The organism is Micromonospora yasonensis, assembly GCF_026013475.1.
GTDB classification, from domain to species: domain Bacteria; phylum Actinomycetota; class Actinomycetes; order Mycobacteriales; family Micromonosporaceae; genus Micromonospora; species Micromonospora yasonensis.
In genome coordinates, this window is sequence record NZ_JAPDPH010000021.1 from 32,109 (window position 1) to 54,826 (window position 22,718).

General features: G+C 72.2%; 20 protein-coding genes and 1 pseudogene. 3 read left to right on the forward strand and 18 right to left on the reverse strand.

Features of this window, described 5'->3' with window-relative positions:
• Positions 1 to 24: 24 nt before the first annotated feature.
• Positions 25 to 1,224, reverse strand: a complete 1,200-nt coding sequence (locus tag ONA70_RS07295; protein ID WP_265005566.1) for a hypothetical protein — start codon at positions 1,222 to 1,224, stop codon at positions 25 to 27.
• The gene (locus tag ONA70_RS07300) at positions 1,221 to 1,733 is read right to left on the reverse strand and encodes a SigE family RNA polymerase sigma factor (protein WP_265005567.1); all 513 of its coding nucleotides are present in this window, start codon (positions 1,731 to 1,733) and stop codon (positions 1,221 to 1,223) included. Before ONA70_RS07300 ends, ONA70_RS07295 begins: the two co-directional genes overlap by 4 nt.
• A gap of 188 nt (positions 1,734 to 1,921) precedes the next feature.
• Here ONA70_RS07300 and ONA70_RS07305 point away from each other — a divergent pair, with 188 nt between their 5' ends.
• Together ONA70_RS07305 and ONA70_RS07310 are read left to right on the forward strand one after the other, a co-directional pair.
• Positions 1,922 to 3,169 carry a MalY/PatB family protein gene (locus ONA70_RS07305; RefSeq protein ID WP_265005568.1) on the forward strand — a complete coding sequence of 416 codons (1,248 nt, stop codon included), beginning with the start codon at positions 1,922 to 1,924 and terminating at the stop codon, positions 3,167 to 3,169.
• Positions 3,166 to 3,882, forward strand: coding sequence for a hypothetical protein (locus ONA70_RS07310; protein ID WP_406601160.1), 717 nt, complete (start codon positions 3,166 to 3,168; stop codon positions 3,880 to 3,882). Before ONA70_RS07305 ends, ONA70_RS07310 begins: the two co-directional genes overlap by 4 nt.
• Before the next feature lie 98 nt (positions 3,883 to 3,980).
• On the opposite strand, the pseudogene ONA70_RS07315 reads toward ONA70_RS07310, so the two are convergent.
• The 15 genes and pseudogenes from ONA70_RS07315 to ONA70_RS07385 all read right to left on the reverse strand — a co-directional run bounded on the left by ONA70_RS07315 (position 3,981) and on the right by ONA70_RS07385 (position 20,203).
• Positions 3,981 to 4,629 (reverse strand): annotated as a pseudogene (locus ONA70_RS07315) (CatB-related O-acetyltransferase).
• 280 nt (positions 4,630 to 4,909) lie between these two features.
• A complete protein-coding gene (locus ONA70_RS07320; RefSeq protein WP_265005570.1) occupies positions 4,910 to 6,283 on the reverse strand; it encodes a transaminase in 1,374 nt (457 codons plus the stop codon).
• Between the two features lie 72 nt (positions 6,284 to 6,355).
• Entirely contained in the window at positions 6,356 to 7,285 is a 930-nt protein-coding gene (locus ONA70_RS07325) for an ion transporter (RefSeq protein ID WP_265005571.1), read from the reverse strand.
• Positions 7,286 to 7,332: 47 nt separating this feature from the next.
• Entirely contained in the window at positions 7,333 to 7,944 is a 612-nt protein-coding gene (locus tag ONA70_RS07330) for a LutC/YkgG family protein (protein WP_265005572.1), read from the reverse strand.
• The gene (locus tag ONA70_RS07335) at positions 7,941 to 9,368 is read right to left on the reverse strand and encodes a lactate utilization protein B (protein WP_265005573.1); all 1,428 of its coding nucleotides are present in this window, start codon (positions 9,366 to 9,368) and stop codon (positions 7,941 to 7,943) included. Before ONA70_RS07335 ends, ONA70_RS07330 begins: the two co-directional genes overlap by 4 nt.
• 5 nt (positions 9,369 to 9,373) lie before the next feature.
• Positions 9,374 to 10,120 carry a (Fe-S)-binding protein gene (locus ONA70_RS07340; RefSeq protein WP_265005574.1) on the reverse strand — a complete coding sequence of 249 codons (747 nt, stop codon included), beginning with the start codon at positions 10,118 to 10,120 and terminating at the stop codon, positions 9,374 to 9,376.
• Positions 10,121 to 10,122: 2 nt separating this feature from the next.
• Positions 10,123 to 11,553, reverse strand: a complete 1,431-nt coding sequence (locus tag ONA70_RS07345; RefSeq protein ID WP_265005575.1) for a rhamnulokinase — start codon at positions 11,551 to 11,553, stop codon at positions 10,123 to 10,125.
• Positions 11,550 to 11,738 (reverse strand): LuxR C-terminal-related transcriptional regulator, encoded by a 189-nt coding sequence (locus ONA70_RS07350; protein ID WP_265005576.1) that lies wholly within the window; start codon positions 11,736 to 11,738, stop codon positions 11,550 to 11,552. The genes ONA70_RS07345 and ONA70_RS07350 overlap by 4 nt, the downstream gene beginning before the upstream one ends.
• Before the next feature lie 46 nt (positions 11,739 to 11,784).
• A complete protein-coding gene (locus ONA70_RS07355) occupies positions 11,785 to 13,818 on the reverse strand; it encodes a bifunctional aldolase/short-chain dehydrogenase (RefSeq protein WP_265005577.1) in 2,034 nt (677 codons plus the stop codon).
• Between the two features lie 36 nt (positions 13,819 to 13,854).
• The gene (gene rhaI, locus ONA70_RS07360; RefSeq protein ID WP_265005578.1) at positions 13,855 to 15,036 is read right to left on the reverse strand and encodes an L-rhamnose isomerase; all 1,182 of its coding nucleotides are present in this window, start codon (positions 15,034 to 15,036) and stop codon (positions 13,855 to 13,857) included.
• Positions 15,033 to 15,386 (reverse strand): L-rhamnose mutarotase, encoded by a 354-nt coding sequence (locus ONA70_RS07365; RefSeq protein ID WP_265005579.1) that lies wholly within the window; start codon positions 15,384 to 15,386, stop codon positions 15,033 to 15,035. The genes rhaI and ONA70_RS07365 overlap by 4 nt, the downstream gene beginning before the upstream one ends.
• A 63-nt stretch (positions 15,387 to 15,449) precedes the next feature.
• On the reverse strand, positions 15,450 to 16,532 hold the full coding sequence (rhaS, locus tag ONA70_RS07370; protein ID WP_265005580.1) for a rhamnose ABC transporter substrate-binding protein: 1,083 nt from the start codon (positions 16,530 to 16,532) through the stop codon (positions 15,450 to 15,452).
• A 38-nt stretch (positions 16,533 to 16,570) separates the two neighbouring features.
• Complete coding sequence (locus tag ONA70_RS07375) at positions 16,571 to 17,632, reverse strand: ABC transporter permease (RefSeq protein ID WP_265005581.1); 1,062 nt, start codon at positions 17,630 to 17,632, stop codon at positions 16,571 to 16,573.
• Positions 17,622 to 18,683, reverse strand: coding sequence for an ABC transporter permease (locus tag ONA70_RS07380; protein ID WP_265005582.1), 1,062 nt, complete (start codon positions 18,681 to 18,683; stop codon positions 17,622 to 17,624). The genes ONA70_RS07375 and ONA70_RS07380 overlap by 11 nt, the downstream gene beginning before the upstream one ends.
• Complete coding sequence (locus ONA70_RS07385) at positions 18,680 to 20,203, reverse strand: sugar ABC transporter ATP-binding protein (protein ID WP_265005583.1); 1,524 nt, start codon at positions 20,201 to 20,203, stop codon at positions 18,680 to 18,682. Before ONA70_RS07385 ends, ONA70_RS07380 begins: the two co-directional genes overlap by 4 nt.
• Before the next feature lie 317 nt (positions 20,204 to 20,520).
• Between ONA70_RS07385 and ONA70_RS07390 the strand changes: the two genes are divergently transcribed.
• Entirely contained in the window at positions 20,521 to 21,549 is a 1,029-nt protein-coding gene (locus tag ONA70_RS07390) for a LacI family DNA-binding transcriptional regulator (protein WP_265005584.1), read from the forward strand.
• Between the two features lie 64 nt (positions 21,550 to 21,613).
• Here ONA70_RS07390 and ONA70_RS07395 read toward each other — a convergent pair.
• On the reverse strand, positions 21,614 to 22,718 hold a 1,105-nt coding region (locus ONA70_RS07395), incomplete at its 5' end, for an alpha-L-rhamnosidase-related protein (protein ID WP_319956352.1).

Consider the following 22,718-nt stretch of genomic DNA (forward strand, 5'->3'; position numbering starts at 1 on the left):
GGCCCAGGTCCTCGACGTCGGCTGTCAACGACAGCGCCAGACCACCGGGACCGGCAGCTTGCCGCCGGCCGATCCGTCACCCGCGATGAGCCGGCCGTCCTGGCTGATCGCGACGGCGATGTTGGCCAGGCTGCTCTTGTGGTTGTCGAGATCGGGCAGGGTGAGCTCATCCTGGAGGCTGGCCAGCAACGCTCGCCCCTCCTCCTGGTTGCCGACGAGCCAGCCGTCGGCGCTCACGCTACGGCCGCCGATGCTCAGCTCCGGGAAGGCCCTGACCTCGCCGGTGCGCAGATTCCACAGCGTCGGCGTGTCGCCGCGTGGACTGTCCGCCATGCCCGCGACCCAGTCGCCGACGATCGCCATTGCCCGGGACGAGACGGCTCGTTCGCCCGCGATCACCGGCAACGGCAACTGCCGCAACGCGCCGTTGGGCAACCAGGCGTACGCCCGCGGCATGTTGGCACCCTGCTTGTCGAGCATGCCGACGATCGTGCCGTCCGCGGCGATGTCGGTGGCCTCGCCCTCCCAGACACCGCTCGGCGTCGGCAGTGCGACCGGCTGCTCGGACGGCGACCGCCACACCACCGGTCGTCGCCGGGTGTCCCAGCCGACCACGACCCCTTCGTCGTTGATCGCGTTGGCGACGGTGGGCCGCATGCCAGGCAGATTGGTCACTGTGCCGTCCCGGTACATCCAGGCCTGTTGACCGATGTCACCACTGACCCCGACCGCCACGCCGCGGGCGTTGATGTCGGTCGGCAACTGCTGGTCACCGGGCACCCGCACCACCTGGAGGTGGCCGTTGTCCCAGATCAGCATGTCGAGCCGCCCCACCTTCCCGCCGGGGTTGGTCCGGCCCACGATGTAGCGCCCGGTCGGATCCATGTTGATCACCATGTCCATGACGCTGTGCGGCGGTACCGGCAGGCGCTCGACCGGGCAGCTCGTGGGCAAGCTGCGCGGCGGCGTACGGGACGTGGACGTCGCCGGTGCCGGCTCGGCTCGGCGTCGCAGCGCGTCGGTCATGGCGGGCACGGCAACGACCGCCAGCGCCGTGAGGCCCGCGGTCGCGGCCACCGAGATCCGGATCCGCAGGGTACGACGTCGAGCCGCCGACCGCCCGGCGTGCACGATGTCCTCCGCGGAGAACCGGGGTCCCGCCGCCACCGCCCCGGCCCGGCGCTCGAGCGTCCCGCCGAGCCGCTCCTCTACCCGATCGTTCATCTCACCGACCCCACTTCTGCGTCCTGCTGCTCCAGTAGGCGGCGCAGCGCGGCAAGGCCCCGCGACGTGTGGCTCTTCACCGTGCCTCGCGAGATGTCCAACACCTCGGCGATCTCCGCCTCACCCATGCCCTCGTAGTAGCGCAGCACCAGCACGGCGCGCTGCTTCACCGGCAGCGCCAGCAGGTGCTGCCACATCGTGTCCTGCTCCAGACGCACGTCCATCTCGTCCGCCCCGCCGCCCTCCGGCAGCGTGGCGACCGGTCGCTCCCGGTACGGTCGGCCCCGCCACCACGACGTCGCGGTGTTGACCATCACGCGTCGCACGTATCCCTCGACCGCACCGGGATCCCGGATACGCTGCCACTTCACGTAGGTCTTGATGAGCGCGGTCTGCAGCAGGTCCTCGGCTCGATCCCGGTCGCCGACCAGCAGGTACGCGCTGCGCAGCAATGCCGCCGAACGCGCTGCGACAAACCCGCGAAACGCGTCTTCGGCTAACTCGTCCACTGAACCTCCACCCGAACCAGTTCGGCCGTCGGGAGTAAGGACGCCACCGGTCACCGATCGGTTGTCCGGCGGCAGGCACGGTTTTGGCGCCGTCCGGTAGCGTGCGCCAGCCCCGGCCGGCACCGGGTGTCGTGCTCGTCGGCACCGCAGCGGACGGTGACGCCGACGTACGGCCTAGGGTGGGCGGCATGGCAGCCCCCGCTCCCGCCACCGACGGCTCCCCGGCCCAGAATCCGCTCACCCAGCTCACGCTGGACGAACTGCGCCAGCGCACCAGCGTGAAGTGGCGGATGCACCCGTCCGACGTGCTCCCCCTCTGGGTCGCGGAGATGGACGTTCCGCTCGCTCCCCCGGTGGCCGACGCGCTCCGCCGCGCGATCGACCTCGGTGACACCGGTTACGCGTACGGGACGGCGTACGCCGAGGCGCTCGGCGACTTCGCCGCCCGGCGCTGGGGCTGGCACGACTTCCGGGTCGAGCACACCACGGTCGTGCCGGACGTGATGATGGGCATCGTCGAGGTGCTCCGGCTCGTGACCGAACCCGGCGACGCGGTCGTGGTCTGCTCCCCCGTGTACCCGCCCTTCTACGCCTTCGTCAGCCACGCCGGGCGGCAGGTGATCGAGGCTCCACTCGGACCCGACCTGCGGATGGACCCCGCCGCGCTCGACGAGGCCTTCCGTCGCGCCCGGGCCCACGGCCGCCGGCCGGCGTTCCTGCTGTGCAACCCGCACAACCCGACCGGCGTCGTGCACCGCCGCGACGAACTCGAGGCCGTCGCGGACCTGGCCCGTCGGCACGGCCTGCGGGTGGTCTCCGACGAGATCCACGCCCCGCTGGTGCTCCCCGGGGCGCAGTTCACCCCGTACCTCACGGTGGCCGGCGCCGAGAACGCGTTCGCCCTGACCTCCGCCTCGAAGGCGTGGAACCTCGCCGGCCTCAAGGCGGCGCTCGCGGTGGCCGGGCCGCAGGCCGTCGCCGACCTCGACCGAATGCCGGAGGAGGTCGGCCACGGGCCCAGCCACCTGGGCGTCCTCGCGCACACCGCCGCGTTCCGCGCCGGCGGGCCCTGGCTCGACCTCCTCCTCGACGGCCTCGACGCCAACCGCGCGCTGCTGGCGGCGCTGCTGGCGAAGCACCTCCCGTCCGTGCCGTACCACCGCCCCGAGGGCACCTACCTCGCCTGGCTGGACTGCACCGGCCTGAGCATCCCCACTGAGCAGCCGGACGGCGAACCCGGCGTGGCCAGCGACCTCGCCGGACCGGCGAAGATGTTCCTCGACCAGGCGCGGGTCGCGCTCAGCTCCGGGCACGTCTTCGGCACCGGCGGGGCAGGCTTCGTACGCCTCAACTTCGCCACCTCACCCGCGATCCTCACCGAAGCCGTCACCCGGATGGGGCGGACGGTCGACGCGCACCTGGCCTCAGCGGGATGAGTCCACACATAGGAGGCAGGAGCGCTGCCGCGTCCCTTCCGCGGGTCGTGCAGCCGGCGGATCTCGCTGGCTACCCAGCTGTCCAACTGATGGACGTGGCGAAGCTCTTCATGGCGATCCTGGCCGTGCCGCAGTCGGCCGCCGAACACGTCGACGCTCTCGCCGTACCGACCGGCCAGGGTGAGGAGTGGCGTCTCGCCCATGCCATCCGACGCTGGGAGGCCACCCCGACCATCAACCATCTGCTGGTGGCGAACGGGAATCCGGCTGAAGAGACGTACCAGCAGCTCAGCCTCCCCTATCTCCGTAGGCTCGGCCTGCGCCGAGTCGACGGGGTCCAGCTGCAGGCCGAGCCGGCACCCAACACCGGCTTACAGGGCGCGTGGATCGCCCGCCAGGTCGAGGCCCTGGGCATCACGAGCGTCGCGCTCAGCGTCTCCGCATACCACCTGCCCCGCGTCTATCTCACGGTCCTCAAGGCACTCAGTAACCGCGGCATCCGCGTACCCCTCATCCCGGATCCGGTGCCGGTCGCTCCCGGCACCGTCGCCCCGGAGACGCAGGCGACCGCCTACGACCTGCTCCCCGGGGAGGCGGAACGCATCCTCACGTACCTGGACAAGGGATGGGTCGCCACCGTCACGGAACTACAGCGGTACCTCGACTGGCTGTGGAGCGACCACGAGGCCCTCCTCACCAGGGCTCCGAGCTGAAACCGGTCCTTACGCCCTTCCACGACCTACGCCACCGTCGCCCGCCGCGCCCAACGCCCGAGGTCGTATGGATCAGCCAACCAGGCCCCGACCTGGCGCTACCGATGCTTGGGTGCCGCAGCCTCGAGGTCGTCGATGCTGCCGGACATGATCGTGCGGAGCTGCTCGGTGATGTGCTGAGTCGGCCAGTCCCACCAGGCAAGTGCCAGCAGGCGGGCGACGTCTTCCTCGCTGTAGCGGCGGCGGATGAGCCTGGCTGGGTTGCCGCCGACGATGCCGTAGTCGGGGACGTCATCGACGACGACGGACCCGGAAGCGATGATCGCTCCGCTGCCGATGCGGACGCCAGGCATCACCATGGCTCGGTATCCGAACCAGACGTCGTTGCCAACCACGGTGTCACCCCGTCCCGGCAGGTTGGTGATGAGATCGAAGTGTTCGACCCAGGAACCACCCATGATCGGGAACGGGAAGGTCGACGGGCCGTCCATGCGATGGTTGGCGCCGTTCATGATGAACCGCACGCCCTCGCCCAGTGCGCAGAACTTCCCGATGATCAGCTTCTCCGGCCCGTAGTGATACAGCACGTTTGCGGGTCTCGAACGCGGTCGGATCATCCGGGTCGTCGTAGTAGGTGAACTCCCCGACCTCGATCAGCGGCGAGGTGACCAGCGGCTTCAACAGCACCACGCGCGGCTGTTCGGGCATCGGATGCAGCACGCCCGGATCGGCCGGAACACCTGCCATCGTGCATCTCCTCATCGGGCCGCCGAATGACGAAACCAAGATCGCAAAGCCCCGCCGCAGGCTACCACCGCACCCGCCTGCACAGACTGCGGTGCCTCGATGCCCGGACAGTGTCGGATTACCTGAGAGCCATTCAAGCTCTGAGCTCCGATCACCGCCCACAGCGCGGCGGGCAACAGGAACCACCCGCCGAGGTGGGACCGACTTCCCACGCTGCGGCGTGTCGCGGATGGTAGCCGTCCGAGGCATTTCCGGCCGCCCCTCGGCGGTGGACCGCCGCTCAGCCCAGCAGCTCGCCGAGCGCCTCGGCGAAGACCTCGTGGTGCCGGGCGACGTCCGCGGTGGTGGTCTGCGGGCACATCAGCGCCATGTTGTGGAACGGGGTCATGAGGATGCCCCGGTTGATCAGGTAGACGTGCAGGTAGTCCTCCAACTCCGAGTCGGCGCAGGCGGCTGATTCGGTGCCGGTGCGGGGCGCCGGAGCGGCGAAGCGGTACTCCACCCGCGCGCCCAGTTGGCTCACCGACCACGGCAGGGCGTACCCCTCGATGAGGGTGCGGATGCCGTCGGCGAACACGGTCGCCACGTCGATCATGCCGGCGAACGCGTCGTTGGTGAGCACCTCCTGCAGGGTGGCTCGGGTGGCCGCGATCGACACCGGGTTGCCGGCGAGCGTGCCGCCCACGCCGCCCATGTCGACCAGGTCGAGGTCCGCCCGGCCGGTCAGCGCGGCGGCGAGTTCGGCGGACAGGCCGTACGCGCCGACCGGGACGCCGCCGCCGATGGCCTTGCCGATCGTGACCATGTCCGGCGTCAGGCCCCACGCGGCTGTCGCGCCGCCCGGCCCGGCCGAGAACGTGTGCGTCTCGTCGTTGATCAGGTAGGTGCCGTGCTGCCGGGTCAGCGCGCGGACCCCGTCGAGGTAACCGGGTTCCGGCAGCACGATGCCGATGTTGGTCAGCGCCGGCTCCATCAGCACCGCGGCCACGTCGCCGTGGGCGAGTTCGCGGGCCAGGCCGTCGAGGTCGTTGAACTCGGCGACCCGGCTGGTCGTGGTCACGTCGCAGGGCGCGCCGACGTTGCCCTCCCGGCTGCGCGGACGCCCGTCCGGCCCGACCACGATCAGGGACTCGTCCACCGAGCCGTGGTAGCAGTAGCTGTTGACCAGGATGCGCGGACGGCCGGTGACGGCGCGCAGCAGCCGGATCGCCCACCGGTTGGCGTCGGTGGCGGTGAGGGTGAAGCTCCAGGCGGGGAGACCGAAGCGGCGGCTGAGCTCGGCCCCGACGGTCGCCGCCTCCTCGGTGGGCAGCATGGTGCTCGCGCCACCGAGCTCGGCCAGTCGACGGGTGACCGCGGCGACGACCGGAGCCGGGGAATGTCCGGCCATCGCCCCGGTGTCACCGAGGCAGAAGTCGACGTAGTCGAAGCCGTCGATATCGGTGAGCCGGGCACCGCGGGCCCGGTCCACGTACACCGGAAAGCCCGCCGCGTTCTTGTTCATCCAGGTCATCGGCACCTTGCCGAACAGGTGCTCCGCGCGGCCGTACGCTGCCGCCGACCGGGGGTGCCGCTCGACGAACTCGGCCCGCTCGCGTGCCAGCAGTTTGCCGAGGCGAGCGCGGTCCACCCCGGCTTCGATATTCGTAGGCATTGCGCGAAGATACCAACGGATTCGCCATCGAACCAGAGTCCGCGCGACTGATTCCTGGCCCTCCAGGCCGGATCATTGGTCCCGGGCGCCGGGCCTCGGGCGGTCGTCGCGGTCGACCCGCAGGTCCCGCTCCAACTCGGCCACCAGCGCGCGCAGGTCGTCCAATCGCTGGCTGATGATGATCCGGTCAATGTCATCCGGTACGCCGTCGCCGTCCTCGTCCTCCGCCATCCGTTCGGTCATCTCCAGCCGGCGGGCCTCCTCCATCGAGTTGACGATCACCGCGATCAGGATGTTGACCAGCAGGTTGGCGGTGATGAGCACATAACTGACGTAGTAGACGAGGGTCCACGGCGACAGTGCCATGCCCTGCTCGATCAGGTCGGGCAGCGTCTCCAGGGACAGCAGCACGAACAGGGTCAGGACGGCGCGGCCGATGGTGCCGTACTGCTCGGGATCCGAGTCGGCGAAGATGAGCCACCCGGCCATGCCGTACACGTACAGCGTCACCAGGGCGAGCGCGAGGAACCCACCGACGCCGGGCAGGCTGCGCAGCAGGGCCGTCACGATGGTACGCAGTCCCGGTGAGAAGCGCACCAGCCGTAACACCCGGGCGATGCGGATGACCCGCAGGGCGGGCGACTCACCGTGCAGGCCGGGGATGAACGCCGCGGCGATCACGGTGAAGTCGAAGACGTTCCAGCCGTGCCGGAAGAAGTCCTGGGGTCGGCGGCCGTGGGCCAGCACCCGGATGACGATCTCGCTGACGAACATCGCCCGGAAGAACCACTCCAGCGCTCGCAGCGAAGTCCCGAGCGACCCCGGATGCGGATAGGTCTCGACGCCGAGCACCACCGCGTTCAGGCCGATGACGATGACGATCGCCACCTCGAAGCCGCGTGACTGCTCGACCCGGCTGCACCACCGGGACAGCCGCGAGGGGGCCGCGGTCGGGACGGTCCGCTGACGCGGCGCCGGCCGGCGCGGCTGCGGGTGGATCATGGGGCCAGCCTACGGGTGCGCGGCCGCCGGCTGGTGCCGGGCGAGAGCTACGCCCGGGGCACGGTCACGACGTGGAGGTGCCGGGGGCCGTGGACGCCCTCGACCCGGTTGAGTTCGATGTCGCTGGTGGCGGAGGGCCCGCTGATCCAGGTCAGCGGCCGGCGCGGATCGACCCGGGCGAGGGCGCTCGACACGCCGGCGACGACCTGGTCGGTCCGCAGCACGCAGACGTGCACGTCGGGTAGCAGGCTGATCATCCGGCGGCCCTGGTCCGGGCCGGCGTCGAGAATGATGGTGCCGGTCTCGGCGACGGCCACGGCGGCCGCCGTGACGACCCCGTCGACGGCGGCGATCTGGTCGGCGGTGAGGTTCTCGTCGGTCACCGCGGTGACGGTGTCGGGCAGCCAGTGCGGGGGCAGTCCGGGCGGGATCACGACGCGCCGGCCGCCGAGGATCCGGTGGACGACCTGCGCGACCTCGCCCTCCTCGGCGCAGCGATGGACGGTGGCCCGGTAGTCGGCGAGCCGGTGGACCAGCAGGTCGAGGTCGGCGGCGCCGGAGCCGGCGGGCCGGTACCCACGTGGTACCTCGGCCGGTACGGCCGGGGTGTCGCCGAGGGCGGCGCGGATTCGGCCGAGGACGAGATCGCGTGCGGTCACCGCTCGGCCCACCACTGGCGGAAGGTCTGCGACGGCGGCTCCGGCAGGTCGCGGCTGGCGGCCCAGCCGCTCAACGGTGGCGGCAGGCCGCGACCGCGCGGGCCCGAGAGCTTGCTGAGCTTCGCGGCGCGCTGCGCGGCCGCGTACAGCGCCGGGTGGTCCATGGTGTACGCGGCCGCGGCCATCGCCGCCGCCTCACTCTTTGGGTGCGGGGCCTGGGCGCGCAGGTGGACCAGGAGTTCCGGAATGTTGATCATTACCGGGCAGGCGTCGTAGCAGGCCCCGCAGAGGGACGAGGCGTACGGCAGGGATGCGTTGTCCGCCACCCCGGTGAGCTGCGGGGAGAGCACCGCTCCGATCGGTCCCGGATAGACAGAGCCGTAGGCGTGTCCGCCGGTGCGTTCGTAGACGGGGCAGACGTTGAGGCAGGCGGAGCAGCGGATGCAGTGCAGCGCCTGCCGGCCGACCTGGTCGGCGAGCACGGCGCTGCGGCCGTTGTCCAGCAGCACCAGGTGCACCTGCTGCGGGCCGTCGCCGGGAGTGACTCCGGTCCACATGGAGGTGTAGGGGTTCATCCGTTCCCCGGTGGAGGCGCGGGGCAGCAGTTGCAGGAACACCCCGAGGTCGTCCCAGGTGGGGATGACCTTCTCGATGCCCATCACGGTGATCAGGGTGTCGGGGAGGGTCAGGCACATGCGTCCGTTGCCCTCGGACTCGACCACGGCGAGGGTGCCGGTCTCGGCGATGGCGAAGTTCGCCCCGGAGACGGCCACCCGGGTGCTCAGGAACGTCTGGCGCAGGTGCCGGCGGGCAGCCGCGGCCAGGGCCGGTGGGTCGTCGGTGAGGTCGGGGTCCACACCGGGCATCTCGCGCAGGAAGATCTCGCGGATCTCGGCGCGGTTGCGGTGGATGGCGGGGACCAGGATGTGGCTGGGCCGGTCGTGGCCGAGCTGGACGATCAGCTCGGCGAGGTCGGTCTCGACCGGCTCGATCCCGGCCGCCTCCAGGGCCTCGTTGAGGCCGATCTCCTGGGTGGCCATCGACTTGACCTTCATCACCCGGTCCGCGCCGGTGGCCCGGACCAGTTCGGTGACGATCCGGTTCGCCTCGGCCGCGTCGGCCGCCCAGTGCACCGTGCCGCCGGCCGCGGCGACCGCCGCCTCCAGTTGTTCCAGCAGCTCCGGCAGGCGGGCCATGGCATCGGCCTTGATCGCCCGGCCGGCGGCACGCAGCTGCTGCCAGTCCGGCACCTCGCCGATGACGGCCCCGGACTTGGTCCGGATCGTCGTGGTGGCGTGCCGCAGGTTGCGGCGCAGCTGCGCGTCGCCGAGCGCCCGGCGGGCCGCGGCCGGGAACGGCTCCTCGCCCCGCAGATGCCCCACACCGGGCGGCGCGGTCGCCGGCATGCCCAGGAAGGTCCGCACTCCGCTCACCCCCTCGCTGCGATCGTCTCGGTGGACGCCAGGATCTCCGCCAGGTGCACCGTCCGCACCCCGGCCCGCAGCCGGGACAGCCCGCCACCGATGTGCATCAGGCAGGACGCGTCCCCCGCCGTGCACACGTCCGCCCGGGTGTCGAGGACGTGGCGCAGCTTGTCCGCCAGCATCGCGGTGGAGGTGTCCGCGTTCTTCACCGCGAACGTGCCGCCGAACCCGCAGCACTGCTCCGCCTGTGGCAGCTCCACCAGGTCCAGGCCCCGCACCGCCCGCAACAACCGCAACGGCCGGTCGCCCACCCGCAGCATCCGCAGCGAGTGGCACGTCGGGTGGTACGTCACCCGGTGCGGGTAGTACGCCCCGACATCGGTCACCCCCAGCACGTCGACCAGCAGCTCCGACAACTCGTAGGTACGCCGGCCGACCTCCTCCGCCCGGCTGGCCAACCGCTCGTCCCCCGCCCGGCGGGCCCCCATCGCGTGCTGATGCCGCACCGACCCCACGCACGAGCCGGACGGGGCCACCACCACGTCGTACGGGGCGAACACCCGCACGTGCCGCCGGACCAGCCGCAGCGCGTCGTCCGGGTAGCCGGTGTTCACGTGCATCTGCCCGCAGCACGTCTGGTCGGCGGGGAAGTCGACCTCGTGCCCGAGGCGCTCCAACAGCCGTACCGTCGCCTTCGCCGCCTCGGGGTACAGCGTGTCGGCGAGGCAGGTGACGAACAGCGCGATCCGCATCCTCAACCGCCCATCCGGTCCTCGGCGGCCTGCCATGCCGCCTGGTCGCCGCGCGGCTCGTACCGCACGATGTGCTGAGTTTCGCGCAGGACCGCCCGCAGGGCGGCCAGGTCGCCGCCGATGATACCGGTGGCGCGGGCCTGGACCAGCACGTTGCCCAGCGCGGTGGCCTCGACCGGCCCGGCGAGTACCGGCAGTCCGCAGGCGTCGGCGGTGAGCTGGCACAGCAGTTCGTTGCGGGCGCCGCCGCCGACGACGTGTACGGCGTCGACGTGCCGGCCGGAGAGCTGCTGCGCCTGGCGGACGGCCCGCCGGTGCGCCAGCGCGAGGCTGTCCATGATGCAGCGGACCGTGGCGGCCGGGGTGGCCGGTACCGGCTCGCCGGCCCGCCGGCAGGCGTCGGCGATGCGCGCCGGCATGTCACCCGGCGGCAGGAAGGCCGGGTCGTCCGGGTCCACGACGCAGCGGAACGCCGGTTCCCGGGCCGCCCGCCGCAGCAGGTCGGGCAGGTCGGCGGTGTTCCAGGTACGCAGGGATTCCTGCAGCAGCCACAGGCCCATCACGTTACGGAGGTAGCGGATCGTGCCGTCGACGCCGGACTCGTTGGTGAAGTTGGCCCGCCGGCTCGCCTCGGTGAGCACCGGGGCGTCGAGTTCGACCCCGACCAGGGACCAGGTGCCACAGGAGACGTAGGCGAAGTGGTCACCCGCCGCCGGCACCCCCACCACCGCCGACGCGGTGTCGTGCGAGCCCACCGCCACCACCTCCGGCGAGCCGGGCAGGCCCAGGTCGGGCCGGACCGGGCCGATCCGGCTGCCCGGCTCGCGCAGCGGCGGGAACAGCTCGCTACGGATGCCCGCGTCGGCCATCAGGCCGGTGGCCCAGGCCCGCCGCCGCAGGTCGTACAGCTGGGTCGTCGAGGCGTTGGTGAGCTCGGCGCCGAGCTGACCGGTGAGCCAGTACGCGATGAGGTCCGGGATCAGCAGCAGCCGGTGGGCGATGTCCAGCTGCGGCGTGCCGGCCGCGGCGGCGAGCTGGTAGAGCGTGTTGAACGGCAGTTGCTGCAGGCCGGTGGTGGTGTAGAGCCGCTCCTCGCCCAGCTGTTTGGCGACCCGCTCGGCGAGCCCGTCGGTACGGCCGTCGCGGTAGTGCGCCGGGTTGCCGAGCAACGCGCCGGTCGCGTCGAGCAGCCCGTAGTCGACCGCCCAGGAGTCGACGCCGATGCTGGTCACCGGCCCGGCGGCCCGCAGGCCGTCGAGGACGCCCCGCCAGAGGGCGAGGATGTCCCAGTGCAGGGTGTTCCCGGCGCGCACGGGTTCGTTGGGAAACCGGTGCACCTCGGTCAGCTCCAGGTGCCCGGGCCCGACCCGTCCGAGCATGACCCGGCCGCTGGACGCGCCCAGGTCCACGGCGGCGAGGTGGACGCTGCTCACAGCATCCCCCGCCGAGCCGCCCACACGACCGCCTGGATCGGGGCGGTCACGCCGAGCCGGTCGCAGATGGCCCGGATCCGCCGGCGTACGGTCCGCTCGGACATCTCCGACCGCCGGGCCACCGTCTCGAGCGGCAGGCCCGTGGCGAGCAGCCGCAGCAGCCGCAGGTCCTCCTCGTCGAGCACGGGATTCTCCACAGGAGTCGTCGTCCTCACCCGGCACCGCCCCGGATCACCGGAGGAACGCCGCGGCGACGCCGGCATCCACGGGAACGTGCAGGCCCGTCGTGTGGGACAGGTCTCCGCCGGTGAGCACGAAGACCGCGTTGGCGACGTGCTCGGGCAGCACCTCCCGCTTGAGCAGGGTGCGCTGGGCGTAGAACTCGCCCAGTTTCTCCTCCGGCACGCCGTAGACGGCGGCGCGCTGGGCCCCCCAACCACCGGCGAAGATGCCGGAGCCACGGACCACCCCGTCGGGGTTGACCCCGTTGACCCGGATGCCGTGACCGCCGAGTTCGGCGGCGAGCAGGCGGACCTGGTGCGCCTGGTCGGCCTTTGCCGCACCGTAGGCGACGTTGTTTGGGCCGGCGAAGAGGGAGTTCTTGCTGGAGATGTAGACGATGTCGCCGCCCATCCCCTGGTCGATGAGGACCCGGGCGGTCTCCCGCGAGACCAGGAAGGACCCCTTGGCCATCACGTCGTGCTGCACGTCCCAGTCCGCCTCGGTGGTTTCCAGCAGCGACTTGGACAGCGACAGTCCGGCGTTGTTGACCACCAGGTCCAGGCCGCCGTAGGCGAGCACCGCCGCGCGGACCGCGGCGGCCACCGCCTCGGCGTCGGTGACGTCCAACGGTACGGCCACCGCGACGTCGGGTCCGCCCAGTTCACCGGCGACGGTCTCGGCGGCGGCGGTGTCCCGGTCGGTGACGACGACGCAGGCGCCCTCGGCGGCGAGGCGGTGGGCGACGGCCCGGCCGATTCCGGAGCCGGCGCCGGTGACCAGGGCGATCCGGGTGGCCAGCGGCTTCGGCTTGGGCATCCGGACCAGCTTGGCCTCTTCGAGGGCCCAGTACTCGATGCGGAACTTCTCCGCCTCGTCGATCGGAGCGTAGCGGGACACGGCCTCGGCGCCGCGCATGACGTTGATGGCGTTGACGTAGAACTCGCCGGCGACCCGGGCGGTCTGCTTGTTGGCCCCGAAGCTAAACATGCCCACGCCCGGCACGAGCACGACGGCCGGGTCGGCGCCGCGCATCGGCGGGCTGTCCGGGGTGGCGTGCCGCTCGTAGTAGGCGCGGTAGTCGTCCCGGTAGCCGGCGTGCAGTTCCTTGAGCCGGGTGACCGTGTCGTCCAGCGGGGCGGTCGGTGGCAGGTCGAGCACCATCGGACGCACCTTGGTCCGCAGGAAGTGGTCCGGGCAGGAGGTGCCGAGCGCCGCGAGCGCGGGGTGCCGTTCCCGGGCCACGAAGTCGAGCACCACGTCGCTGTCGGTGTAGTGCCCGACCTGGGCGCGGTCGGTCGACGCCAGGCCCCGGATCACCGGCGCCAGCGCCGCCGCGCGGGCCCGCCGCTCGTCCGGCGGCAGCGGCTCGTAGCCGGGGATCACCGGGCCGAACGGCTCGGGCCGGCCCCGCTCGTCGAGGTACGCCTGCGCGGTGCGGATGATCTCCCGCGAGTTGCGCTCGCACTCGTCGCTGGTCGCGCCCCAGGCAGTGATCCCGTGCCCACCGAGGACGACCCCGATCGCCTGCGGGTTGGCCTGCGCGACGGCGGCGATGTCGAGGCCGAGCTGGAAACCGGGACGCCGCCACGGCACCCACAGCACCCGGTCGCCGAAGATCTCCTTGGTCAGCTCCGGCCCGTCGGCGGCGGTGGCGATCGCGATGCCGGCGTCCGGGTGCAGGTGGTCGACGTGTGCGGCGTCGACCAGACCGTGCATCGCGGTGTCGATCGACGGCGCCGCGCCGCCCCGCCCGTGCAGGCAGTAGTCGAACGCGGCCACCATCTCGTCCTCCCGTTCGACGCCGGGGTAGACGTCGACGAGGGCGCGCAGCCGGTCGAGCCGGAGCACGGCCAGTCCGGCCTCGGTGAGCGTGCCGAGGTCGCCGCCGGAGCCCTTGACCCACAGCAGCTCGACGGGGCCGCCGGTCACCGGGTCCGTGGCCGCGCCCTTGGCCGAGGTGTTGCCGCCGGCGTAGTTCGTCGTGGTCGGGTCGGCGCCGAGCCGGTTGCTGCGGCCGATGAGTGCCTGAACCTCGGAATGCATCGTCCTCACGTCTCCTGTGTGCGTTCTCGGTGGTGGTCAGGCGCCCCAGCCGGCCTGCTGACCGCCGGCCCGCTCGGCGCGGATCCGGTCGAAGTAGCCGGAGCGGGCGTACGCGGCCATCGGATCGGGATCCAGGCCCAGCTCGACGCGCAGCTCGGCGAGCAGCGGCCGCACGTCGGTGTGGTACGCGTCCATCAGCACCGCGTTCGCGCCGAGCACGTCACCGGCCTGCTGGGCGGCGGCGAGCGCGTCGGCGTCCACGAGCAGCGCCTTGGCGGTGGCCTCCTGCACGTTCAGCACCGAGCGGATGATCGCGGGGATCTTCGGCTCGATGTTGTGGCACTGGTCGAGCATGAACGCGATCCCGGCCTCCGGCCGCAGGGCGTCACCGCGGACAATCTCGTACATGATCCGGAACAGTTGGAACGGGTCCGCGGCACCGACCATCAGGTCGTCGTCGGCGTAGAAGCGGGAGTTGAAGTCGAACCCGCCCAGCTTCCCGGCGCGCAGCAGGAACGCCACGATGAACTCGATGTTGGTGCCGGGGGCGTGGTGGCCGGTGTCGATGACGACCTGCGCCTTCGGGCCCAGCTCGAGGCAGTGCGCGTAGGCGGTGCCCCAGTCCGGCACGTCCGTGGTGTAGAAGGCCGGCTCGAACAGCTTGTACTCCAGCAGCAGCCGCTGGCCGTCGCCGAGCCGGTCGTACGTCTCGCGCAGCGCGGCGGCGAGCCGGTCCTGCCGGGCCCGGATGTCGTCCTGGCCAGGGTAGTTGGTGCCGTCGGAGAACCAGAGCTTGAGGTCGCGGGAGTCGGTGCGGTCCATGATGTCCACGCACTCCAGCAGGTGGTCGATCGCCTTGCGGCGTACTCCCGGGTCGGGGTTGGTGACGCTGCCGAGCTTGTAGTCGCTGTCCTGGAAGACGTTGGAGTTGATCGCGCCCAGGGCGACGCCCTGGTCGGCGGCGTACGTCGCCAGGTCGGCGTAGTCGTCCACCCGGTCCCACGGGATGTGCAGGGCGACGGTCGGCGCCACGCCGGTCAGCCGGTGCACCATCGCGGCGTCGGCGATCTTCTCGTACGGGTTGCGCGGCACGCCCTCCTGCGGGAACACCTTGAACCGGGTGCCCGAGTTCGCGTACGCCCAGGACGGGGTTTCGATGCGTTGGGTGCGCAGGGCCTGCTTGACCCGGTCGCGGGTCGACGCGTCGGACTGGCTCATGCTTTTTCTCCCGTCTGGGCGGCGATCTGCGCCTCGAGGTTGAAGACCTCCCGCAGCGGCCGCATCGCGCGGTCCGCCGTGCCCTGGTCGAGGTGGAGGAAGAACGACGCCATCTCCGCCTGCCAGCGGGTGTTGACGTCACGGGTCTGCATGGCGGCCTGGGCCGCCGCGAAGTCGTCGGTCACCAGGAACCCCACGAGCAGGCCGTCCTCGCGCAGGAACAGCGAATAGTCGCGCCATCCGCACTCGGCCAGGGCGGCGAGCATCTCCGGCCAGACCCGCTCGTGCCGGGCGCGGTACTCGTCGAGGCGGGCCGGGTCGACCTGGAGGGTGAAGCAGATGCGGGGCATGGTTCTCCCGTCGGTGCCCCCGGGCGGTGCCGGCGCGGCCGGCGCCGGCACCGCCGAGAGCCGTCAGAACTGGAACTGGTCGATGTTGCTCTTGTCGAAGACGGTGGGCGGGCCGAGGACGACGACGCCGTCCTTGCCGACGGTGAACTCGCCGAGCTTGCCGGCGGTGAACTTGTCGCCCTCGGCGCCGGTGATCTGGCCCGAGGCGAGCGCCGCGCCGGCGTACGCGGCGAGGTAGCCGAGGTCGGCCGGGTTCCACAGGGCGAACGCGTCGACGCTGCCGTCCTTGACGAACTCGCGCATCTGGTTCGGGGTGCCCAGGCCGGTCAGCTTGACCTTGCCCTTGTACTGGGAGCCGCTGAGGTAGCGGGCGGCCGCGGCGACGCCGACGGTGGTCGGCGAGATGATGCCCTTCAGGTTCGGGTACGACTGCAGCAGGCCCTGGGTCTCCTGGAAGGACTTCTGGTCGTCGTCGTTGCCGTACGCCACCGTGACCAGCTTGATCTTGCTGTACTCGGGCTTCTTCAGCTCCTCCTTCATCAACGCGATCCAGGCGTTCTGGTTGGTCGCGTTGGCGGTGGCGGACAGGATGGCGATCTCGCCCGCGCCGCCGATCTGCTCGGAGATGAGCTTGACCTGGTTCTCCGCGATGCCTTCGGCCGTCACCTGGTTGACGAAGATCTGGCGGCACTCCGGCTTGGTGTCGCTGTCGAAGGTGACGATCTTGGCGCCGGCCGCCTTCGCCTGGTTGAGCGCGCCGCAGATCGCGTTGGGGTCGTTGGCCGAGGTCACGATGACGTCCATGCCCTGCTGCGACAGGGTGTTGATGTAGCTGACCTGGGACGAGGCGCTGGCCTCGGACGGGCCGACCTCCTTGAACTCACCCTTGATCTCGGTCACCGCCGCCTTGCCGCCGTTGTCGGAGGTGGTGAAGTAGGGGTTGTTCACCTGCTTCGGCAGGAAGGCGATCTTGAGGCCCTCCTTGAGCTTGGCATCCGGGTTGGCGGCGCCGCTGGCCTGCGCGCCGCCGCCGGTGTCGTTGCCCGAGTTCTCGCGGGTGGTGCCGCCGCAGGCGGCGGAGCCGAGCAGCAGCGCGGCGACGGTGAGGGCGGTGGCCCCGGCGCGGAGGCGTCTGTACGTGGACATCGATATCCTTTCCAGGGTGTTGGGGGAAGCGGAGCCGGTCACGACGCGCTGAGGTGCGCGCGTCGCCGTCGGCGGTGCAGCCGGGCGCGGAGGTCCGCGGCGGCGTTGGGCAGTACCACGGAGACGATCAGCAGGGATCCGGTGACGATGGTCAGCGCGTTGGCGTCGACGTCGGCGAGCTGCAGCGCGTTGCGCAGCACCCCGAGGAGCAGGACGCCGGCCACCACGCCGAGCAGCCCGCCGCGACCACCGAAAATCGACACGCCACCGAGCAGCACGGCGGTCACCACGGTCAACTCCAGGCCGGTGGCGTTGTCGCCGCGGGCGCTGGCGTAACGCAGGGTCCAGAAGATCCCGACCAGCCCGCCGACGGCCCCGGAGACCACGAACAGCCAGAACTTGGTCCGGGCCACCGACACCCCGGCGAAGGTGGCGGCCTCGTCGTTGTTGCCCATGGCGTACAGCGCCCGCCCGACCGGCGTGGCGTGCAGCACGACGCCGAACACCAGCGCCAGCAGCAGCACCGGAACGACCGCGACGGGGATCGACGTGCCGGGAATGGTCCGCACCACGGCGGCGGTCCAGCTGGCCGGGAAGTCGGCCACCGCCTGGTCGCCGAGTACGACGAACGACAGCCCCCGGTACAGGGCGAGGGTGCCGATGGTCACGGCCAGCGACGGCAGGCCGAACCCGGTGATGAAGACGCCGTTGACCGCGCCGAGCACGGCGCCGATCAGCACCACCAGCACGCAGATCAGTTCCAGCGACAGCCCGCTGGACAGCCACAGCTGCCCCATCAGGGTGCTGGTGAGGCCGACCACGCTGGCCACCGACAGGTCGATCTCGCCGGTGACGACGATCAGCGTCATGGGCAACGCGAGCAGGGCCAGCGGCACCAGGTCGAGCAGCAGGAACTGGGCGTTGCGGCCGGTGGCGAAGTTCTGCACCGACAGGCCGGCCAGCAGCACGGCGACCACCAGGGCGGCCACGATCGCCGTGTCCCAGGTGCCGAGCGCGCCGCGCAGCCCGGCCAGGCGGCCCGCCGGGCGCTCGGTGTCCGCGCCGGACGGCGGCGCGGCGTACAGGCTGTCATGCGCCATGTGCGCTTCTCCCTCGGAGCCGGGCCGCCACCCGGAGGGCCAGGAGCCGGTCCAGGCCGATGGCGGCGAGGATGAGCGCGCCGACCACGGCCTGCTGCCAGAACGGGTCGATGCGCAGGACGGCCAGCGAGCTGCCGATCGTGGTGAGCAGTACGGCGCCGAGCGCCGCGCCGTACGCGCTGCCGCTGCCGCCGAAGATCGCCACCCCGCCGACCACCGCAGCGGCGACGACCTGGAGTTCCAGGCCGGAGCCGGCAGCCGCGTCGAGGGTGCCGAACCGGGCGGCGTAGAGCACGCCGGCGAGTCCGGCGAGCGCGCCGTTGGCGACGAAGACGGCGAAGACCCGCCGGCCGACCGGGATGCCGGACAGCCGGGCGGCGGCCGGCTCGGAGCCGATCGCGTAGAGCTCCCGGCCGCTGCGGTAGGAGCGGAGGTAGTAGCCGGCGACGGCGACCACGACCAGCGCGACCAGGAAGAGCACGGGTACGCCGAGCACCGTCTGGTTGCCCAGGCGCAGGAACGACCGGGGCATGTCGGCGGCGTTGATCTGCCGGCCCGCGGCCCAGTAGTAGTCGACGCCGCGGAAGGCGTAGAGGGTGCCCAGGGTGATGACCAGAGCGGGCACCCTGGCCACCGCGATCAGGCCACCGTTGACCACCCCGCACAGCGCGCCGAGCGCGACGCCCACCAGGAGCGCGACCGGCCACGGGGTGCCGGGCGCGGCGAGGAAGAGCTCGCCGGTGGCGAAGGCGACCAGGCCGAGGATCGACCCGACGGACAGGTCGACGTTGCGGGTGACAATGACCAGGGTCTGGCCGACCGCGAGGATCACCAGGATGGCGCAGCCGAGCAGCAGGTCCTTGATGCTCTGGCCGCTGAGGAAGCGGTCGTTGCGCAGGGTGGTGACCAGGACCAGCGCGGCGAGCGCGATCAGCAGGCTCAACTCGCGTACGGCGAGCAGCCGCTCGGTGAGGCCTCGGCGGGGCCGGCCGGCGTCGGGTGGGGGGTTGTCGGCGACCCGCTCGGCCGCTCCCGTGTCGGTGAGGCTCATGCCGTTGCTCCTTGGCCGGTGGCGGCGAACATCACGGAGGTCTCGTCGGCCTCGGCCCGGGGCAGCTCGCGGACCAGGCGTCCCTCGTGCATGACCAGGACCCGGTCGGCCATCCCGAGCACCTCGGGCAGCTCGCTGCTGATCATCAGGATGGCCAGGCCCTCGCCGGCCAGTTCGGACAGCAGCCGGTGGACCTCGGCCTTGGTGCCGACGTCGATGCCGCGGGTCGGTTCGTCGATGATCAGGATCCGCGGTGCGGTGGCCAGCCACTTGGCGAGGACCACCTTCTGCTGGTTGCCGCCGGACAGGGTCGCCACCGGGGCGGCGAGGCGGGAGGTCTTGACCTGCAGCCGTCGGGTCCACTGCCGGGCCTCGGCCCGCTCGGTGCCGCCGAGGAGCAGGCCGAGCCGGCTCAGCGCCCGGCGGCGGGCCAGGGTGGCGTTGCGCTCCACCGACAGCTCCATGACCAGGCCCTGCTGGCGGCGGTCCTCGGGCACCAGGGCCACGCCGGCGGCGATGGCCTTGCGCGGGCTGCCCGGCGGCAGGATCCGGCCGGCGACGCGTACCTGGCCGGCGTCGTAGCGGTCGACGCCGAAGACGGCGCGGGCGACCTCGCTGCGCCCGGCCCCGACCAGCCCGGCCAGGGCGACGATCTCCCCGCCCCGGACCGAGAAGGACACGTCGGAGAAGACGCCGGCGCGGCTGAGCCCGCGTACCTCCAGCAGGGTGTCGCGCAGCGCGGCGTCCTGCTTGGGGTAGAGCGAGGCCACGTCGCGGCCGACCATGCGCCGCACCACCTCGTCGACGGTGAGGTCGGTGGTCGGATCGCTGGAGACCCAGGCCCCGTCGCGCAGCACGGTGATCCGCTGGCACAGGTCGAAGACCTCGTCGAAGCGGTGCGAGATGAACAGCACGGCCGCGCCGCGCTCGCACAGCGACCGGGCGACCCCGAACAACCGGTCCACCTCGACGCCGGAGAGCGCGGCGGTGGGCTCGTCCATGATCAGGACGCGGGCGTCGAAGGAGATCGCCTTGGCGATCTCGACGAGTTGCTGGTCGGCGATGGACAGCCCGCGCGCGGGGCGGGCGGGGTCGATCCGGACGCCGAGGCGGTCGAACAGCCGCTCGGCGTCGCGGTTCATCGCGCGGGTGTCGATGCGGCGCAGGCCGCGCAGCGGTTGCCGGCCCATGAAGATGTTCTCCGCGACCGACAGGTCCGGGAACAGGGTCGGCTCCTGGTAGATGACCGCGATGCCGGCGTCCCGGGCGTCGGCGGGACCGCGCAGCTGCAGCGGGCGCCCGTCGAGGGTCATCCGGCCGGTGTCCGGGGCGTGTGCCCCGGCCAGGATCTTCACCAGGGTGGACTTGCCCGCCCCGTTCTCCCCCACCAGGGCGTGGGCTTCGCCGGGGTGCAACGCCAGGTGCACCCCTCGCAGCGCGGCGACCGCCCCGAAGGACTTCGTCACGCCGTCCAGTACCAGCAGCGGAGCGCTGTCCGCGCCCGGTGCGCCGGGGCTCATCCGATCCCCTCCTGAATCGTTTCATGCGTTGTGCATGGACCGTAGGGTCAGGCATTCGCGAGCGTCAAGAGTTTCCCGGCGATTTCTTACCTGTTGCTGGAGCGAACCTGCTCGCGCCCGCTGACGGCGCCGTCCAGCCCTCGTGACCGGGGCACGCCGGCAGGCGGGACCGGCTGGATGAAACGTTTTAGGCGCTATAGACTGCCCGTCACCAGCCAGTCGGGCCGTTCCGACCGGCGCGCCCGTACGGCCGCGGACGCTGCGCCCCGGACCAGACAGCGGGCCGCGACCCCACCACCCCACCGCACGAGGGAGCCATGGCAGCGGCGAACATCAAGGAGGTGGCCCGGCACGCCGGCGTTTCGCTCGGCACGGTGAGCAACGTGCTCAACCGACCCGACACGGTCGCCCCCGCCACCCGGCAGCGGGTGCTCGACGCCATCAGCGAGCTCGGCTACGTCCGTAACGACTCCGCCCGCCAGCTGCGCGCGGGGCACAGCCGCACCGTCGCCATCGTCGTGCTGGACGTGGCCAACCCCTTCTTCACCGACGTGGTGCGCGGCGCCGAGCAAGTGGTCGAGGAGGCCGGGGCGATGCTCGTCGTCTGCAACAGCGGCGAGGACAGTGCCCGGGAACGCCGGCACCTGGACCTGCTGGAGGAGCAGCGGGTGCGCGGGGTGCTCATCACCCCGGTCGGCCACGGCCCGCAGCCCAACCTGGACAAGCTCATCGACCGTGGCATCCCGGTGGTGCTCGTCGACCGGGGCTCGGGGCGGGCCAGCCGCTGCTCGGTGGCCGTCGACGACGTGCTCGGCGGCCGGCTGGCCATGGACCACCTGCTGGACCAGGGCCACCACCGCATCGCGTACCTCGGTGGCCCGTTCTCCATCGCCCAGGTCGCCGACCGGCACGCCGGGGCCGCGGCCGCGCTCGACGACCGCGGCGGCGCGGACCTGCGGGTGGCGACGACCAGCAGCCTGACCGTCGCCGCCGGGCGGCGCGGCGCGGAGGACCTGCTGGCCCTGCCCGCCCGGCAGCGACCCACCGCCGTCTTCTGCGCCAACGACCTGATCGCGCTCGGCGTGCTGCAGGAGGTGACCGCGCGCGGCCTGCGGGTGCCCGCCGACCTGGCCATCGTCGGCTACGACGACATCGAGTTCGCCGGCGCGGCGGCGGTGCCGCTGTCCTCGGTGCGCCAGCCCCGCGAGCAGCTCGGCCGCACCGCGGCCCAACTGCTGCTGGAGGAGGCGTCCGCCGGTGAGAAGCACCGGCACCGGCACGTGGTGTTCCAGCCGGAGCTGGTCGTACGCCGCTCCAGCGACCAGCCCCGGCGTACCCGGCGCTGACCGGGTAGGGCGCGCACGACGGCGCCGGCACGCGCTGCTCGCGCGGCCGGCGCCGTCGCTCCGCTCAGGCGGTCGGCGCGGAACTGCTCACGAACCGCCAGGTGCCGGCGGCCACCGTGTGCACCAGATAGCCGTCCGCCATCCGCCGGGCGGTCACCAGCCCACCGGGCGACGCCTCGACGTCCTCGGCCCGCGCCGCGGGCACGTGCACCTCGGCGGTGGCGCCCACCGGCACCTGCACGGTCAGCTCGAACCGGCCGTCCTGGAGTCGCCAGGCCGACGACGCCCGGCCGCGGACCGTGTCCACCGCCGCCGACGCGGCGGTCACCTCGGCGCGGGCGTCCGGCCGTACCACGATGCGGCCCCAGCCGTCGGCGACCGGGCGCAGGCCGGCCACGTGCTCGTAGAGCCACTGCACGACGGTGCCGTGGAAGTAGTGCTGCCGGGAGCGCGTCGACGTGGGCCACATCTCCCACATGGTGTCGGCGCCGTTGTCCACCCAGTAGCCCCAGCTCGGGTACGTCCGCTGCCGCGCCACCCGGGCCGCCACGTCGGCGTGGCCGTGCGCGGTCAGCACCGGCAGCAGAACGCTGGTGCCGAGGCAGCCGGTGTTGAGGTGCCCGCCGCGCTCGCGGATGTCGGCGACCAGGTTGTCCATCACGGCGCCGACCAGGTCGTCGGGCACCAGCCCGAAGGCCAGCGGCACCGCGTTGGAGGTCTGCCGGTAGCCGGGGTCGCGGGCGGTGCGGTAGAGCCCGCGCGTCCGGTCCAGGAACGTCTCGTTGAGCCGGTCCCGCAGCCCCGCCGCCGCGGTACGGAACCGGGCGGCCTGCGCGTCCTGGCCGGTCAGCTCGCCGACCTCGGCGGTGGCCACCAGCGCCCGGTGCAGGTACGCGGTGGCGGTGAGCCGGGTGTCCTCCGGCGGGTTGCCGCCGGTGCCCGGGGACAGGTAGTCGCCGAGGGCGGTCACGGCCAGCCCGTCGCGCAGCCGGCCCAGCTCCCACTCCAGGTAGTCGACCACCGGCTGCCAGTGCTGCCGCAGCAGCCGGTCGTCGCCGTACCACCGGTGCATCTCGCGCAGCACGAACGGGTAGACGGTCGTCCACTCCGGCGCCGGGGCGAGCTCCTGGTAGCCCCAGCCGCCGCTGGGCACGATCACCGGCACCACG